Origin of the sequence: Vibrio renipiscarius (assembly GCF_000827885.1) — a bacterium.
Taxonomy (GTDB): domain Bacteria; phylum Pseudomonadota; class Gammaproteobacteria; order Enterobacterales; family Vibrionaceae; genus Vibrio; species Vibrio renipiscarius.
Window position 1 is genome coordinate 39,060 of the sequence record NZ_JTKH01000025.1, and the last position, 15,231, is coordinate 54,290.

Annotated in this window: 14 protein-coding genes, 1 tRNA gene and 2 pseudogenes; 10 read left to right on the forward strand and 7 right to left on the reverse strand. The window is 41.5% G+C overall.

Going from position 1 to position 15,231, the window contains the following annotated elements; translation table 11 throughout:
• Nucleotides 1-240: 240 nt before the first annotated feature.
• Together OJ16_RS18485 and OJ16_RS18490 are read right to left on the reverse strand one after the other, a co-directional pair.
• Nucleotides 241-1,950, reverse strand: a complete 1,710-nt coding sequence (locus OJ16_RS18485) for an alkaline phosphatase family protein (RefSeq protein ID WP_040992832.1) — start codon at nucleotides 1,948-1,950, stop codon at nucleotides 241-243.
• Nucleotides 1,951-2,234: 284 nt separating this feature from the next.
• Nucleotides 2,235-3,467 (reverse strand): L-lactate MFS transporter, encoded by a 1,233-nt coding sequence (locus OJ16_RS18490; protein WP_040992834.1) that lies wholly within the window; start codon nucleotides 3,465-3,467, stop codon nucleotides 2,235-2,237.
• A gap of 390 nt (nucleotides 3,468-3,857) precedes the next feature.
• Between OJ16_RS18490 and OJ16_RS18495 the strand changes: the two genes are divergently transcribed.
• Nucleotides 3,858-4,397 (forward strand): DUF3332 domain-containing protein, encoded by a 540-nt coding sequence (locus OJ16_RS18495; protein ID WP_040992836.1) that lies wholly within the window; start codon nucleotides 3,858-3,860, stop codon nucleotides 4,395-4,397.
• A 292-nt stretch (nucleotides 4,398-4,689) separates the two neighbouring features.
• A tRNA-Gly gene (locus OJ16_RS18500) sits at nucleotides 4,690-4,764 on the forward strand.
• Nucleotides 4,765-4,956: 192 nt separating this feature from the next.
• Here OJ16_RS18500 and OJ16_RS18505 read toward each other — a convergent pair.
• Nucleotides 4,957-5,172: a helix-turn-helix domain-containing protein gene (locus OJ16_RS18505; protein ID WP_040992837.1), complete on the reverse strand. Its 216-nt coding sequence runs from the start codon at nucleotides 5,170-5,172 to the stop codon at nucleotides 4,957-4,959.
• Nucleotides 5,173-5,288: 116 nt separating this feature from the next.
• Between OJ16_RS18505 and OJ16_RS18510 the strand changes: the two genes are divergently transcribed.
• The 4 genes from OJ16_RS18510 (at nucleotide 5,289) to OJ16_RS20290 (ending at nucleotide 7,281) form a co-directional block, all read left to right on the forward strand.
• Nucleotides 5,289-5,498, forward strand: coding sequence for a hypothetical protein (locus tag OJ16_RS18510; protein WP_040993164.1), 210 nt, complete (start codon nucleotides 5,289-5,291; stop codon nucleotides 5,496-5,498).
• A gap of 13 nt (nucleotides 5,499-5,511) precedes the next feature.
• Entirely contained in the window at nucleotides 5,512-6,690 is a 1,179-nt protein-coding gene (locus tag OJ16_RS18515; RefSeq protein ID WP_040992839.1) for an Arm DNA-binding domain-containing protein, read from the forward strand.
• On the forward strand, nucleotides 6,687-6,995 hold the full coding sequence (locus OJ16_RS18520; RefSeq protein WP_040992841.1) for a hypothetical protein: 309 nt from the start codon (nucleotides 6,687-6,689) through the stop codon (nucleotides 6,993-6,995). Before OJ16_RS18515 ends, OJ16_RS18520 begins: the two co-directional genes overlap by 4 nt.
• Nucleotides 6,996-7,059: 64 nt before the next feature.
• Entirely contained in the window at nucleotides 7,060-7,281 is a 222-nt protein-coding gene (locus tag OJ16_RS20290) for a YlcI/YnfO family protein (protein ID WP_152613879.1), read from the forward strand.
• Here OJ16_RS20290 and OJ16_RS18525 read toward each other — a convergent pair.
• A pseudogene (locus tag OJ16_RS18525) lies at nucleotides 7,268-7,903 on the reverse strand (IS110 family RNA-guided transposase); the annotation flags it as partial. The gene OJ16_RS20290 and the pseudogene OJ16_RS18525 sit on opposite strands and share 14 nt — an antisense overlap.
• Nucleotides 7,904-7,998: 95 nt before the next feature.
• Here OJ16_RS18525 and OJ16_RS18530 point away from each other — a divergent pair.
• From OJ16_RS18530 to OJ16_RS18540, 3 genes are all read left to right on the forward strand, one after another.
• Nucleotides 7,999-8,757 carry a hypothetical protein gene (locus OJ16_RS18530; protein WP_040992843.1) on the forward strand — a complete coding sequence of 253 codons (759 nt, stop codon included), beginning with the start codon at nucleotides 7,999-8,001 and terminating at the stop codon, nucleotides 8,755-8,757.
• A gap of 212 nt (nucleotides 8,758-8,969) precedes the next feature.
• On the forward strand, nucleotides 8,970-9,740 hold the full coding sequence (locus tag OJ16_RS18535) for a hypothetical protein (protein WP_040992845.1): 771 nt from the start codon (nucleotides 8,970-8,972) through the stop codon (nucleotides 9,738-9,740).
• A gap of 89 nt (nucleotides 9,741-9,829) precedes the next feature.
• Nucleotides 9,830-10,861, forward strand: coding sequence for a hypothetical protein (locus tag OJ16_RS18540; protein ID WP_040992847.1), 1,032 nt, complete (start codon nucleotides 9,830-9,832; stop codon nucleotides 10,859-10,861).
• Nucleotides 10,862-11,226: 365 nt separating this feature from the next.
• Here OJ16_RS18540 and OJ16_RS18545 read toward each other — a convergent pair.
• The 3 genes and pseudogenes from OJ16_RS18545 to OJ16_RS18555 all read right to left on the reverse strand — a co-directional run.
• A pseudogene (locus OJ16_RS18545) lies at nucleotides 11,227-11,661 on the reverse strand (IS110 family RNA-guided transposase); the annotation flags it as partial.
• A gap of 90 nt (nucleotides 11,662-11,751) precedes the next feature.
• Nucleotides 11,752-12,150: a VOC family protein gene (locus tag OJ16_RS18550; RefSeq protein WP_040992849.1), complete on the reverse strand. Its 399-nt coding sequence runs from the start codon at nucleotides 12,148-12,150 to the stop codon at nucleotides 11,752-11,754.
• 42 nt (nucleotides 12,151-12,192) lie between these two features.
• Nucleotides 12,193-13,410, reverse strand: coding sequence for an anaerobic sulfatase maturase (locus tag OJ16_RS18555; protein ID WP_052810349.1), 1,218 nt, complete (start codon nucleotides 13,408-13,410; stop codon nucleotides 12,193-12,195).
• Nucleotides 13,411-13,836: 426 nt separating this feature from the next.
• Here OJ16_RS18555 and OJ16_RS18560 point away from each other — a divergent pair, with 426 nt between their 5' ends.
• Complete coding sequence (locus tag OJ16_RS18560; protein ID WP_152613880.1) at nucleotides 13,837-15,225, forward strand: glycoside hydrolase family 1 protein; 1,389 nt, start codon at nucleotides 13,837-13,839, stop codon at nucleotides 15,223-15,225.
• The last annotated feature ends 6 nt before the right edge of the window (nucleotides 15,226-15,231 follow it).

Below are 15,231 nucleotides of genomic sequence, written 5' to 3' on the forward strand. Positions count from 1 at the left end.
AACGCGAAACACAATTTCGCCTCAACGTTATTATTGATAGTACGTCCTGACTTAATGCGTATTGTGCCTGGTATCGCGTGAAAAGTTCGTGAAGAAATCTTAGAGACCAATAATAAGCGTGTATTTTATGTGCGATAGAGCGTAAAAAGGCCAAAATTTGGACATTATACGAGCTTGAAATGAAAACGCCTTTGCGACATACAAAGGCGTTAACTGAGTGGTGATGGGGCCAAAATGTGATTAAGGATTCACGACTTCTTTGAGCACTTCCCCCGTCGCGCCACTAGGGAGAGTGATACCCAATAAACTGGAGAGTGATGGCGCGATATCGTACGGCGCGATCGCTCGTGATACGATTTTCGGTTCAAGGGTAAAGCCCGCAAAGATTACCGGTACGTGTGTATCGTAGCGCCATGGCGAACCATGGGTTGAAGCAATGGTTAACCCATCCATGTCGTTAATATAGGTGCGAGGATTGAACACCAGATAAACATCGCCTGATCGTTGTGGGTGATAGTTATTTTTGACCAATTGCATCACTCGGGTATTGGCTTCACGATTATGCATGATATCGAAGGTCGTCATCGCATATGCGACGCCGTCGATTTTCCGCGCTTCTTCCGCAATGACTTTTTGCACCTTTTCTAAACGGTGACCACTTTTTTCTATGACTTGATGATTCAAATAGACATAAGGTTGAGCGTAAAGACGAATCGCTTTTTTGTCTAAGCCAAACTCTTTATTAAGGCGTTGTGCGACACTCTCATTCCACAAGTCGTCTAGATTAAAGTATTTCGCTTGGCGAAGACCTAACTGAGCCGCATTCGGTGATGCTTCAGGCACGCCATGATCAGCGGATAGAACGATTAGGGTATTGTCCAATCCAACTTGCTCATCAATCTGCTTGAATAGGCGTGCGAGTGTGCGGTCAAGGCGGATAAGATTGTCTTCGTTCTCTAAGCTATTGCTGCCAAACATGTGCACCACATAATCATTAGAAGAAAAGCTAACCGCGAGATAATCGGTAAAGGTATGCTGGCCAAGTGCCTCTTGTTTTAGCAGTTCTATCGCGAAATCTGCCGTCAACTCATCACCAGCGGGACTGAGCGTGAGTGTTGTTGAATAGTATTTAAAACTCGCAGGTCCATAAGGGTGAGGGAATTTGCGGTCAAAACCGGCGATATCGACTTTGAAATCCGTGTTGCCTTCTTTCAGTGTGTATTTATCTCGTTCTAGTGTCAGTTGCCATTGCTGCCCTGAATAACGATTCGGGTGATCTTGAGCGTTCCATTCTTCCACCCAATCAGGGTATTGTTGATAGTAGTAATTACTGGTGACGAAATCGGATGTGGCTTTAGAAAACCAAAATGCCTTTCCAGCATGACCGCCGAGTGAAATCGCCCCTCTGTCTTTTACGGACACCGAAAAAATCTTGGATTGACCATTGCTAGACAGGGCGAGTTCATCAGAAAACGTAGTCGACAGGATCGGTTCTGGAGAGCGTCCATCGCCTTGCGCTGTTTTTTGGGTTGGGTCTATTTCAGTGCTTTTATCGACGCCCGCGCCTTGCGTTAGCATGGAGTATTGATCATCTTCAACGTTGTAAACAAGCCGCTGTTTGCTGCGGTCATACCAGACATTTCCCACCATGCCGTGCACGGAAGGCGGCGATCCCGTGGCCAATGAAACGTGCCCGACAATCGTTTCGGTATTGCCATGCAGATAATTCGCGTTGGTGTAATAGACACCTTCATCCATTAAATAACGAAATCCCCCTTGGCCAAAATTATGTTTATAGCGGCTGAGCAGATCTGCCCGTAAACCATCAACAGTCACCTGGACCACTAATTTGGGTTTTTTGGGCTCTTCGGCATACGCTTTGGTCGCTATAAAAGCGGAAGGAAGGATGCACAAGAAAGTTGTGCACGTAAGTCGCCATACTGATCTCATTCCAAGTCCTTTTTTGATTCGTCAGTGGGTTTGTTACGCGATTCAAACAGTGATCGTGAAAAGATATGAAGGAATCTAGAAGTAGAGATTAAGTATAGGTGGCGATTGCACGCCTATGGCGTATTTTGTTGTGCGTTGATCAAATGAGAAAAAATGGGGGAGAGGGGAGGTGTATTTGATAGGTTGTACGAAAAGTGCTTATCACTATCGTTTCAGTCACCAAACGAATAGGCAAAAAAAAGGCCTAACCGTTAAGTTAAGCCTTTTCTTGAATCCATTTGCGATTACGCGTTTTTCAGTTCAGCTACTTTTGCTTCTGAAAGAGGCTTAGTCACAAGAGCTAGTACGATACACACTGCCATCATTACTGCAGAGATTGTGTATGCTAGGCCGTAACCGTCGCCGTTTGTCATTGAGAAACCAACAACAGCAGCACCGATTGCACCACCAATACCCCATGATGTGTAAAGCACACCGTAGTTAGTACCGTAGTTTTTCAGACCGTAGAACTCAGCGGTAAGCGTTGGGAATACTGCTAGTAGAGTACCGTAACCAACCGCTGCAACCGCAGTACCGATGATAAGCGTAACTTCTGATTGGAACGTTGCGAACAGTACCATGTTGACACCTTGCAGAACGAACGCTAGAAGTAGAGTACGAACGCCGCCAATCTTGTCTGCTAGCATACCCGCACAAACACGGCCACCAGAGTTAAAGATTGCTAGAAGCGATGCTAGGTAAACTGCGTTTGGCAGATTCGCTTGCACGCTTGCGATAGTCGTGATGTTACCGATGATCATTAGACCAACAGAAGCCGCTAGTGCGTACATGATCCACAAAGAGTAGAACTGTGGCGTTTTAAGCATTGCTTTCCAAGTTAGATCTTCAGACTTCTTAACCGCTTTAGGCGCTTGACCTTCTTTTAGTTTAGGTTCAGCTGGCGTGTAATCTGCAGTTGGGTTGTTGATCGTTGCAGCTAGTGGTACTGCAATGAACAAGATACCCACACCTAGAATCTTAAAGCTGGTTTGAATGCCCATGCTGTCGATCAGTGCAGATGTTAGCGGTGCTAGGTAAATAGCAGCAAGACCGAAGCCTGCAGCGATTAGACCGTTAACCATACCTTTCTTAGAAGGGTGGAACCACTTCATTGCTGAAGGTGAAAGACATGCGTAACCAAAACCGATACCAGCACCTGTAATAACACCAAAAGTGATGTTTAACATCATTGGAGTATTTACAAAGCCAGATGCGATCATACCAAGGCCAGTAAGAACTGTACCCAGGATAAGGATCATGCGTGGACCCATACGGTCTTGAAGGATGCCTGCAACAAGAAGACAGATAGAGAAAGTGATAGTCGCTGTTGCATATGGTGCAGATGCTTCTGCAGCACTCCAACCAGATTCAGTTACTAACGCTTTATTAAACACACTCCAAGCATACAGGATGCCAAGACAAAGGTTGATACAGAATCCTGCTAAAAGGATACGTGAAGCTTTATCAATCTTGCTCATATTCTTCTCATTTGTCCCCATTTCTGAGGATGGTTAACACTCGATTTATTAAAATTTAGTTTGCGTTTATCAACGTAAATCGCAATGGGCGCGAATTATAACCAATTGAAGTGTGATTGGAATCTCTTTTTCCGAGAATATTAAAATTAATTTTAATTGTTAACCAAGCTCGTCTTATGTTGTGGTTTTGTGTAGTGAAAGTGGGGTGGTGATAAGCTTAATCTTAACGATTGGGTCAATAGCGTAGTAGAGAGGGAGAAATCGCTCTCGAATATTCATCACGTCGATTAAGAGAGAGTTAGTTTTCTGTCAATAACGGTGTTTGTGCTTTTAAAGATATACGCCGGAGAGTAGCATGCGCGCCGAATTCAAAATTTTGGTGTCGTAAGAATGAAAGCAAAAGCAGTAAAAATGGCCGCAGTTGTGGCAGTCGGCGTTTCTTCGCTAACCGGTTGTATGGGCCAGATGGCAACAACGGGCTTGGTTTCAAAGTTCAACCTAGAAATTGTTGATAACCGCTATGCTCGTGAAGGCATGTTTCTTTTACTGTCTCCTGTTTATGGTCTAACAGGTGCAGTGGATTTGTTTATTTTCAATGCCATCGAGTTTTGGACCGGCACTAACCCTATCAGTGGTAAGTCACCTGCTGTCGTTGATATGAAAACAAAGAACTACATTAAGGTGAACGGTCAGCTTGATCCTGCGCTAACGGAAGTGCCGCTAACAAGCACCCGTGACATCGAAAAGGCGACGCTGTCTCAAGTCGATGAAAATACCCTTAAAATGGAAATCACTTATCTTGATGGCCAGCAGAAAACACTGCGTGGCGTTAAAGGCACAGAGAGTGTGGATTTTTATCTGGATGATGAATTGATCACGACAGTGTCGAATCAAGAATTAAATGATTACATTACCTCGGCACAAATCTAACTGATCTGCGGTGTCATTTTTGTCTAGCCCTCGTTGTGTACGGGGGCTTTTTTATATCCACACCAGACAACGGGCACACTCGGTGATTCACCTACCGGTTACGTGACGGCAAAATAGTACGTTAAAGCAATAGATGATTTTATTATTACCTTAGGTAAAGGGGATGCAATGAATAATCGTTCTTTTAATGCGCTTATTGGCCAATAAAGCAACGGTTGATTCATTTTTTGCAAAAAAACCTTTTTTTTTCAAATATCTGTGGCATATTAGCTAGGTCTTCGAGACTTAGCGTGCGTACTTCGTATAATGGCTATTACCTCAGCCTTCCAAGCTGATGATGCGGGTTCGATTCCCGCAGTACGCTCCAACCATTTCTAAAGATTCACCAATCCCAAGTTACTGAAAATAAAGCGCTTAACGGCGTGTTTTTTCGTATCTGTCGTTTAAAGTTGCAATATCTAATCATCTTTCTTCTGTTCTGAGACCATATTGAGACTAGCGCTATTTACGTTAAATTCATTTGGTATGGTCCCAAATTATCAGCTCAATATTAGAAATGCTAATCCGTTTTTGATTCCACTTGAACTTCCAACAGCTCTCCGACAGTACATTCAAGATACAGGCATATTTTTTCTAACGTTTCAAAATCGATGCGATTATTTGTCTCGTGAAACAAACGATTAACGGTACTACGGTTAACGCCAGTCTCTCTCACCACGTCAGCTATTTTTAATTTTTTAGCACCGAGTAATGTCGATAAGTGACACTTTATCATATCTTAAAAGACCTCAAATGTTTCTCCATCGACACATAATGGTGTTGACAGGTACCTTTATATGGCATATTGTTTCTCTAGAGCTACAAAATGTAGCGAAGAAGATGGGAAATATTATGGCATACACCTACTTAACAACGGAAGAGCTATCTTCCACGATCAAATATGATGCACGAGTTATTAGAGAGCAACTAAAGGATAGAGTGTTGTTTGAAGGCATTCATTACATTCGTCCCTTTGGGGGCAGAAAAATTCTCTTCATTTGGGAGCGTGTGGAAGAAGAAATGCTAAACGGGATTACAACTGAGTCATTGTTATTGAAATAGAAGGGAGAAGAATATGGGCAGTGTTAATGAGCGAGGTGGTCAGCTGTTTCTAGATTTTCGATATAAAGGATGTAGATGCCGAGAATACACAAAGTTGGCCGACACGACAGTAAATAGAAATCGGGCGGCGCGTTTACTTAAGAAAGTTGAAGCTGAAATTACGTTGGGAACGTTCGATTACGGGAAATACTTCCCTAATAGCAAGCTTCGAACACGTTTCAATGAAGTAGATGAAAGGAGGCGCACGGCACAAGCCTACTTTAATGCACCAGAATCCCCGAGTTTTGAAGTGTTTGCCCGAACTTGGTTGTCAGAGATGCAAATAGAGTGGGGTCCGCGTCATTTCGAAGAAGTTGATGGCGTACTCAACAAATATCTGCTGCCAACTTTTGGGAATAAGAAGATCAGCGCCATCAATAAGGGGCAAATTCTACAGTTTCGTTCCATCCTCGCCAAAGTACCGGGACGAAAAGGTGGTTATTTAAGCCCATCACGCATCAATCACATAATGACACCGCTAAGGATGTTACTTAATGAAGCCGCCGATCGTTATGACTTTACCTCACCTTGGAAAAATATCAAGGCGTTAAAAGTAGGGCGTACTGAAGTTGACCCATTTGCATTAGCGGATGTAGAACGGTTTTTAAGTGCCGTACCTGCTGATTTTTATACTTACTACGTGACGCGATTTTTTACCGGAATGAGAACAGGAGAAATTGACGCTTTAATGTGGAAAGACGTCGATTTAGAGAATAAAACGATCACGGTCAATCAAGCTTTAGTGAAAGGTGAGGTATCCGGGTTAAAAACCGAAGGTTCACATCGTGTCATTCATCTTATCGACCGAATAGTTAAGGTATTAACTGAACATAAGTGCCAAGCTAGAATGAGTGATAAATTTGTATTTATTAATGCTAAGGGTAAACCGCTCAACTATGCAGTGGTGTCCCGCACTCAATGGTATCCCACGCTAGAGAAAGCGAAACTTCGTAAAAGAAATCCATATCAGACGCGCCATACCTTCGCGACATTACTATTGGCATCTGGTGAGTCACCTGAGTGGATTGCAAATCAAATGGGGCATACAACGACTACGATGTTATTCCGAGTCTACTCTCGTTACGTGCCCAATCTAACCCGGCGTGACGGTAGTGCGTTTGCCAATTTTTTGAACAACGGAGGTCAGTTATGAACTATTCACCGCTGTCTGTTCATTGCACTAGCTTGTGTTTCGATATTATTCAAAGTCAGCAATTTGCGACGCTCGGGCATGACGATATCGACGGTTTTCGTGATGAACTCTATCTGATGATCAAAGAGCGCACGCAATGTTGGCCGCATCGTTTTGTTCGAGAAGACCGATTTATTGAAGACGTGACAAATGAGGTAGTGAGCATACTGCACCATTGTTTGAGTAGTGGATGCATGAGAGATCCCCAACTTATCTTGAGCCGAATTGAAGAATGTATCGACGGTTCGATACGACTTCATTCATAGGAGAAGGACGAGTGCATCCCCAAGTGTGCGCACTCATTAATTTAAGTTGTTTAGGTGTGCGCACATGAAAAAAATAATCATCAAAATCAACGCCAATACCAATGCAATATCCGCAAAGAAAAACATTCGTTTCGAGCATGAATTAATCGATGAAATTAATGATATTAAGTCTAAAAATCAGTCGTTTTCATCCTGGGTAAAGCAAGCTTGTCGTGAGAAACTACGTCGAGATGAAAGGCTGTGCGCACAAGATCGAAGCCAACCAGATAGATTCGTGCCGTCATGACTCGGCGAACATTGTCACTGACTTTCGCACAAGCATCGAAGGCTTGTTCTGTATCTGCGTGGTGATACGCATCGGAAATAACGGTCCTTGCGAGGCAGGGTAGTTCATTCTCAGCATCTTCAAGCATTAACGGCACTTGCTTCATTAATGATGAACGACCAACAGGGATGATGAGTCCAAATTCAGATAGTAGGGCTCGCATCCGATTCATTAGCGCGGTGCGTTCGCGAACCCAATGTTCTCTCATTCGATGCACAGATAAGATGGCTTGTTGTTCAGGGGATTTTATAGGTACAAAGCGAGTTGATGGACGCTGAACGGCTTCACAGATAGCAACGGCATCATTAAGGTCGTTTTTTCCTTTGGTTCGATAAGGGATGACGTATTTAACGGCCATAATGCGCGCATCATGCCCTAGTTTATTGAGTGTTCTTGCCCAATAATGTGCACCACCACACGCTTCAACTCCTATACGCATGAGCGGCATATTTGCTATTGTAGTCAGCAGTTTAGAGCGAGTAACCGACTTATGAAGTAGGACTTTGCCATTTTGGTCGACAGCATGAAGACTAAAATGGTTTTTAGCCAGGTCGATACCGCAAAAATAAGAATAATCAGACATGGTGCCTCCGGTGCAAATGTATTCCACTTAAGTGTGGCAGATCCTCGGGAGGGGGAATCCATGTCATTCGTTAGATTTTTAGGAGGCAATGAGGTTTGCAGTTAAACCCTAGTTTTGTAAAACAGATTAAACGAGCTTTGGAAAATTCAAATTTTTCTCTGGATGACTACACGCTTGAGTACCCTCAATACGGTGAACTAGTGATCATAAAGTTTAATCATCATCCTGAGTTTACCTTTTCCGTTGAGGAGGAAGAATTCAAGCAGGAAGTAAAAAGAGTTGGTTCCAACAATGCTTTGGCCACAGCTTTAGCTTTGAATATGAAAGAGCGAGAGGAGTTTCGAAACGAAATTGAGGTTAAATTTGTAACAACAGAACGCCCTGGAAAATATAAATCAGAGGATAAATTCCAGTTGTCTAGCCTCAACGGGGTATCAATGCGAATCTCAAGGTGGTCTAAGCACATTGAGAATGAGCTACTAGTCATCTACGCAGAGGACCAAGAGTTAAACGATACTTTAAACCAAAAAATCGAAGCTATTTTTCCCAGCGAGATTTCGGAACCCAACATGAGATTCTCGACCGAAGAGCTGATCGAATTATCCAAGAGCCTAAACTCGCTCTATGAGCGAATCGAGAATCTAAAATCTGAATGTGAACTGTCAGAAAGAAGGTTGAGTGAGCTAAAAACCACCTTGGAAAAAGCCGAAAGTAATGCAAAGAGCTTTCCCAAAGGGGTTTGGCTAAAGCTAAACAAAGGTAAGGTAACAAAAGCAGTGAAGAACATCTTCACCTCCCCTGAAGCTCGGGAGTTTGCACTTGAGGTGGTAAAGAAAATCACGTTGGGTGCATAAATATAACAATGGTTTGAGGGGACTAAAAACACTGGATCATTTTTTAGTCTTCTTAATTTTTGCTACTTAAGGTGGTTGTATCGCACGGGGCGTGTGTTTTTAGCCCCTAAAGCCGACGTTATATGCTTTCTCAAACAAAAAGGTACATATTCTTACCATACTAATGGTGGTAGAAGGTTATCACTTACAATTTAGGATTATGTGAGTTATTCATGAACGAAAAACTAGATCTTTACAAAGAGTTATCAGATTATATTGAAACATTGACTTCCGAACATGGATTCTCCACAACTGAAGTCGTATCTGAAATGCTATTCATTTCAAGTGAATTAGTAAAATCAAATAGGGTAGAAGTCCAAGATGTGGACACAAATGATGAAGACTCTATTTTTGATAGCTCTATGTTTGATGACGATGACGATGACGATGATGAAAGTGAAATTGCTTATGCTCACGATGACCTGAAGTATTTTCGCAGTGAGTTAAAGAAACTCACTCGTGACGTTGAAAAAGGTAAAGTTGATTTTTATTCGTTATTTTCTTTGGTTGATCGTGTTGAATGTTTCTTAGATGATTTGGAAGATGAGACCATAAAAGCAATTGAGGAAGATTATGAAGTTTTTTGTAAAGAATTTCAGCCGTGGAAAAAGAAAGCTGAGGCAATTTCGGCTAAGGAACAGTTAATTGAAACTGATAAACGAATTATTCACTCAATTGCTTCTGTAAAATCAATAATGGCTGATGTTGAAAGATATGAAGCCATGTTAAATGCTGAAGATTTAGAAGGCATCAATTTATCGTTTGAGATAAAGAAAAAATGCGCCACTTTTAGAGCAAATAAGAAAATGTTAGATGCGGAAGTTGCTAAGGAAACAGGAAATATAAATAAATACAAAAAATTAACTATTGAAGCACAAGCATTACTCAAACAAGACTGGAAACAGATTGTTGGAAACGAAGATTTTCCAGTGATGGATGTTTAGCTATTTTATTCAAAATACGCATATAACAAAAAATTCCAGGGGACGCCTACGGCGTCCCTGAATTTGGCGTTAGCTTTCAGGAGGTCAAAGTGAGTTTATTTGTTTCAAGGTTTGATAAAGAGAAACTTCATAAAAACTACTTAGAAGTGCTCAGAGTAGTTCAACAAGTAGATCGAGATGAATTTGAAAATTGGTTCGATGGCTTTCCTGATAGAGATGGAAAGTTAATTGATGAATTTCAAACAACGTTTAATTCAACATTTTGGGAAATCTATTTATACAGATTGTTCAAAAGCCAAAATGCGGTTTTTGATTGGTCTCAACCTGCTCCAGACTTTGCTTTTTCCATGAATGGCAAGGATATCATTGTTGAAGCGACGATAGCGTCTAATACTCAAGGTAAAACACCTGAATGGGAGAAAAATCCAGCTACCCCTTTACCTGATACTTTTCGTTCAATGAACGTCGAGTCGATAATACGTTTAGCCAACGCAGTAACTTCCAAACGTGCCAAATATCAGAAAAGTTATAAACATAAGCCCCATGTTGAACGAAAACCTTTTGTCCTTGCTATCGCTCCATTTGAACAACCTAACTTTAATCTTCAATATGAAACACCCATGATGGCTCTTCTTTATGACTACTATATTGATGAAGATGCGTATAACCGTAACCCAGGGGCCTACCCAAATGGCCCTCCTGGGGTAAGTTTAGGAGCTGTTGAGAAAGACAATGGCTCAAAAATCGAGCTTGGCATTTTTGAGGACGCAGGTTTTGAAGAGATAAGCGCTATCATTTTTAGCACTACTGCTACGTGGGGAAAAGTCGAAGCAATGTCAAAAAATCCTGATGTTGAACGTTATATTAGTACAGTTTGGCATGATGAAAAGAAAGCTTTACCTGATCAAATTTCTACTCCAAGTATGCTGTACTCTGAACGTATTCAAGATGGTTTAATGGTTTTTCATAACCCTTATGCTCTTGAACCATTAGACCCTAAGGTGTTTGAAATTCCGGGTGTAGTGCAAATTTTCGCCGATAAAGTGAGTAGGAAAATAACACGACAACGTAACGGCGTTGTATTAATGCATCGGCAAGTTGCCAATTTACTGAACCGTTAATTGAAAGCTAACAAGCGTTCAAGACGGATTCCCAACGCTTGGCGTTTTCGGCTTACTTCGGTCAGTTCAGTGGTAGTGTTGCTCACCACTTAACGCGGCTACATGGATTCCCCCGGTTGTCAAACATCCGCTAAACTTATGTTGATGGGTTTTGGACTGCCGCTCTACATTCGGCCTATTTATCGATGATTCATATACATCGTGGCCCTGATGACTTTGCGCGACTGCGGTGCCTTATTCGTTAGATGACATCTAATGTGTCCGCCGCATTAACAGGCTCTCCGCAAGTGGTCTTAACCTATCTCCATCATTAGCGTCTGCAATGACCCGGTGGGTTTAACTCTTTATGCTGCTTATTTTTTTACTTAAGCAGCATAGTTTTCATATTCTGTTTGATTGTGTAAAAGTGACCATATAATTCGTGCGTTTTTCGCCGCGAGTGCCACGATGGCTCGATTCATCCCTCTTCGTTCAAGAACGCCTCGACACCATTGGCTTAACCTATCTTGCTTGTCGCCAAGGTTTGCAATGACCGTTCTTGCGCCATGAACCAATAACGTTCGGAGATATTTATCACCGTGTTTAGTTATTCGGCCTAACCGAGGCTTACCGCCTGTGGAATATTGCTTTGGTACCAAGCCGAGCCAAGCAGAGAAGTCGCGGCTTTTATCAAATTGTGACCCATTGCCTATCGAAGCCAGTATTGCCGTGGCGGTTTGAGGCCCAATCCCTCTAACCGTCATGACTCGGCGAACATTGTCACTGACTTTCGCGCAAGCATCGAAGACTTGTTCTGTATCTGTGTAAACATCCCCGTTTTAGTGACATTTTAAATTAGATGTTTTCCTTGGCTAAATAGCCCTAAGTATAGGGTTCTGGGGTCTTACCAGCTATAAAAAATGTTTGAATTCTATACGTTCATAATCAAGCCCTTCAATAGTTAAAAATTGCATGCCGTGGCAACCAAATGGGAGTGTTTTGGGGCCCTTCAAAATATCGATATGCTTTTCTTTTAGCTTAATTTGGATATGAGATAGGTCGTCTACTTTGATTGCAAAGTGATTGATTCTTCCCACATTATGGCAAGGCTTATCATTACTAAGTTGATAAAGTTCAAGCAATCCACCATAAAATGATAGAAAGGCTACGTGGTCATTTGAACCATTACCAGAGGGTAATTGATATCGGCTTTGTAGGGTAAATCCGAGCCCTAGGTAAAACTCGATACTTGCTTCTAGATCTGAAACTTGAATACCGCAATGGCTAGAAAATGTACTTAAATCTTGCAAGACTGTATCTCCTCGTTGTATTTATGAATGCGTTGTCGGTATTTAAAGGGCTTGGCTATTACTTGATAGGATGGTTTTTATACACGAAGGTGAATAGCCTGCGAGCAATAAATCTTTCATAGCCTTCATATAAGGTGCTGTTTGATCAAAAAAGTAGAAGTAACCATCACACAAATAATTAATATTCTTAATTCCATTGTCATCGGTAGCAAAGCGATGTTTTGGACATCCACCAAAGCATGCAAATTGGTATTGGCACTGCTTACAATGTTGTGAAAGATGGTCGTATTTATTTTTTCCAAAGGATATCGCTTGAGCGCTATTGTTTAGTTTACTAATTGTTTCTTCTTTAATGTTGCCGAGCTTGTGGGCTTTCTCTACGTAGTGATCACATTGATAGAGATCTCCATTGGCTTCTAATGCTAAGGCGTGACCGCAAGTTCTAGAAGTTACGCATACACCTGAAGGTAGACCATTCCATGAGGCAAATGTACTATCGAATGTTTGTACAAAAATGTCGCCAATATCCTCTCTAATCCATTTGTTGAATATTTTTGTAAGGAATTTTCCATACGCGAGAGCTGGTGTCGTCCACTTGGTTACATGGAGATTAGTAATGTGAGGATTTGCTTCCTTATTATTGGGGTAAACTTCTTCTACTAAAGGGATAAACTGTATATGTTTAGCGCCTAATGCTTTTAAGTGTTGGTATACTTCTATAGGGTGGTCAACATTGTGAGAGCCAACAACTGTGAGAATATTAAATTCCACATGATGCTTTTTTATGGTTTCCAGGCCTGCCAGTACTTTTTGGTAGCTACCTTTGCCACTTCGAGTGACTCTGTAGGTATCATGAAGTTTTTGCGGGCCATCAATTGATATGCCGATTAGAATGTTGTTCTTTTTGAAGAAATTAGCCCAATTGTCATTAATCAGTACGCCATTTGTTTGGATGCTATGACGAATTATTTTTCCTTTTGCTAGCTCTGTACTTATTTCGACCGCCTTGGCAAAGAATTCTATACCCATCATTAGTGGTTCGCCGCCTTGCCAGAGAAAATCAACATAGTTTGAGGGTTGGTTTTCGATATACTGGCGGATATATTCGCGCAGTACATCTTCAGGCATTTTCCAAGCAGATACCCTCTCAGGATAGAGCGCTTCTTTTTCCAGATAGAAGCAGTAATGACAGTCTAAATTGCAGATTGAGCCTGTAGGTTTTGCCATCACATGGCAGGCGATGTTTGTAGCTTTTTTCATCTGTTTACTCCGCGGTCGCTTTCAATATACGGATAGTAAGGTTGATTCTTGACCAATGCTGGGTTGTTAACGCTTATTCAGTCATTGTTTGTTTGCCATCGACCCGTTCGTGCTCGCTTGATTTCGTGTGTCATCAGCATTACTCAGCACTGGGTTACGAGCAATTAGCTCGCCTCTAAACTCATACCTAATGTTCACTTCACGAGTAACTGAACGCTAGAGTTTTACCTTCCAGCTATTGTGCAACGATCTGATGTTTAAACTTGCACTATACCACTCATCATTAAATGCATATATCTTAAGCTATAAACACATATAGTTTTGGTGATCAACTCTATGTTTTTTCAGTTGATAACTTTACGTGTTGCGCCTGGTTGAATTTAATGTAATCGGGTTTTGATCTATGAATAGTGACAGAGTAAGTATATGGCAATGAATTTTAAGCGCTTTCCTAAGAGTTTTTGGTGGGGTTCCGCGACATCGGGGCCTCAATCTGAAGGTGCCGCACTAAAAGACGGTAAGTCGCATAGCATTTGGGATCTTTGGTTTGAACAACAGGCAGAGTGTTTTCACAATCAAGTTGGTCCTGAGGATACTTCGACTTTCTATGAAAACTGGAAAGAAGATATCGCATTGATGAAGCAAATTGGTCACAACAGCTTTAGGACTTCTATCCAGTGGAGTCGTTTAATTCCTGATGGAGTTGGAGAGGTTAACCCTAAAGCAGTTGAATTTTATAATAACGTTATCAATGAGCTTATTGCTAATGATATAGAGCCGTTCATCAACCTTTATCATTTTGATATGCCGGTATGCATGCAAGAAATCGGAGGTTGGGAAAACCGTAAAGTTGTGGATGCGTATGCCGAATACGCGCGACAATGTTTTGGGTTGTTTGGTGACCGAGTTTCTAAGTGGTTCACATTTAATGAACCAATTGTGCCTGTGAAGCAAGGGTACGTTTATGCTAATCATTATCCTCAAACTCATGACTTTCTTAAAGCCTCAACGGTTGCATATCATACTATGCTAGCTCATTCAAAGGCGGTTATCGCTTTTCGTGAGATGAACTTGAGTAGTGAAATTGGCATTATTTTAAATTTGACTCCTGCTTATTCTCGCTCTGAGCATCCTGCAGATTTAGAGGCTGCAAACGTAGTCGATCTATTATTTAATCGTTCTTTTTTAGACCCAGTAACTTTGGGGCACTATCCCCAAGAATTGCTCAATCTCCTTGCCGAACACAAGCAATTGCCTTTATGTAGAGATGGAGATGCGCAATTAATTGGACAAGGCATCGTTGACCTATTAGGGGTTAATTATTACGAGCCTCGAAGAGTTCAGGCTAAGCAACATGTTGTGAACCCAAATAGTTCATTTATGCCGGAGTGGTTTTATGACCCTTATATAAAACCAGGTAGAAAGATGAATGTACATAGAGGATGGGAGATCTATGAAAAAGGCATTTATGACATCCTTACAAATTTGAAAGAGAATTATGGAAATATACCGTGCTTTATTTCTGAAAATGGAATGGGAGTGGAAGGTGAAAATCAGTTTTTGCAGGATGGTCAAATTCAAGATGACTATCGTATTGAATTCATTAAAAGTCATTTAGATTATGTCCATCAAGCGATCGAAGAGGGTTGTCACTGCAAAGGCTATCATCTGTGGACATTCATAGACTGCTGGTCATGGATCAATTCATATAAAAATCGTTATGGTTTTATTTCACTTGATTTAGAAACACAGAAGAGAACGATTAAAAAGTCAGGTGAATGGATTAAAACAGTATCCCAAGAAAACGGCTATTAATAAGTT

Coding starts and splice junctions, on each gene's coding strand:
- OJ16_RS18515 (WP_040992839.1), top strand. CDS start 5,512: ATGGGCAGTGTTAATGAGCGAGGTGGTCAGCTGTTTCTAGATTTTCGA.
- OJ16_RS20290 (WP_152613879.1), top strand. CDS start 7,060: ATGAAAAAAATAATCATCAAAATCAACGCCAATACCAATGCAATATCC.
- OJ16_RS18555 (WP_052810349.1), bottom strand. CDS start 13,410: ATGAAAAAAGCTACAAACATCGCCTGCCATGTGATGGCAAAACCTACA.
- OJ16_RS18535 (WP_040992845.1), top strand. CDS start 8,970: ATGAACGAAAAACTAGATCTTTACAAAGAGTTATCAGATTATATTGAA.
- OJ16_RS18510 (WP_040993164.1), top strand. CDS start 5,289: ATGGCATACACCTACTTAACAACGGAAGAGCTATCTTCCACGATCAAA.
- OJ16_RS18495 (WP_040992836.1), top strand. CDS start 3,858: ATGAAAGCAAAAGCAGTAAAAATGGCCGCAGTTGTGGCAGTCGGCGTT.
- OJ16_RS18520 (WP_040992841.1), top strand. CDS start 6,687: ATGAACTATTCACCGCTGTCTGTTCATTGCACTAGCTTGTGTTTCGAT.
- OJ16_RS18490 (WP_040992834.1), bottom strand. CDS start 3,467: ATGAGCAAGATTGATAAAGCTTCACGTATCCTTTTAGCAGGATTCTGT.
- OJ16_RS18505 (WP_040992837.1), bottom strand. CDS start 5,172: ATGATAAAGTGTCACTTATCGACATTACTCGGTGCTAAAAAATTAAAA.
- OJ16_RS18560 (WP_152613880.1), top strand. CDS start 13,837: ATGGCAATGAATTTTAAGCGCTTTCCTAAGAGTTTTTGGTGGGGTTCC.
- OJ16_RS18485 (WP_040992832.1), bottom strand. CDS start 1,950: ATGAGATCAGTATGGCGACTTACGTGCACAACTTTCTTGTGCATCCTT.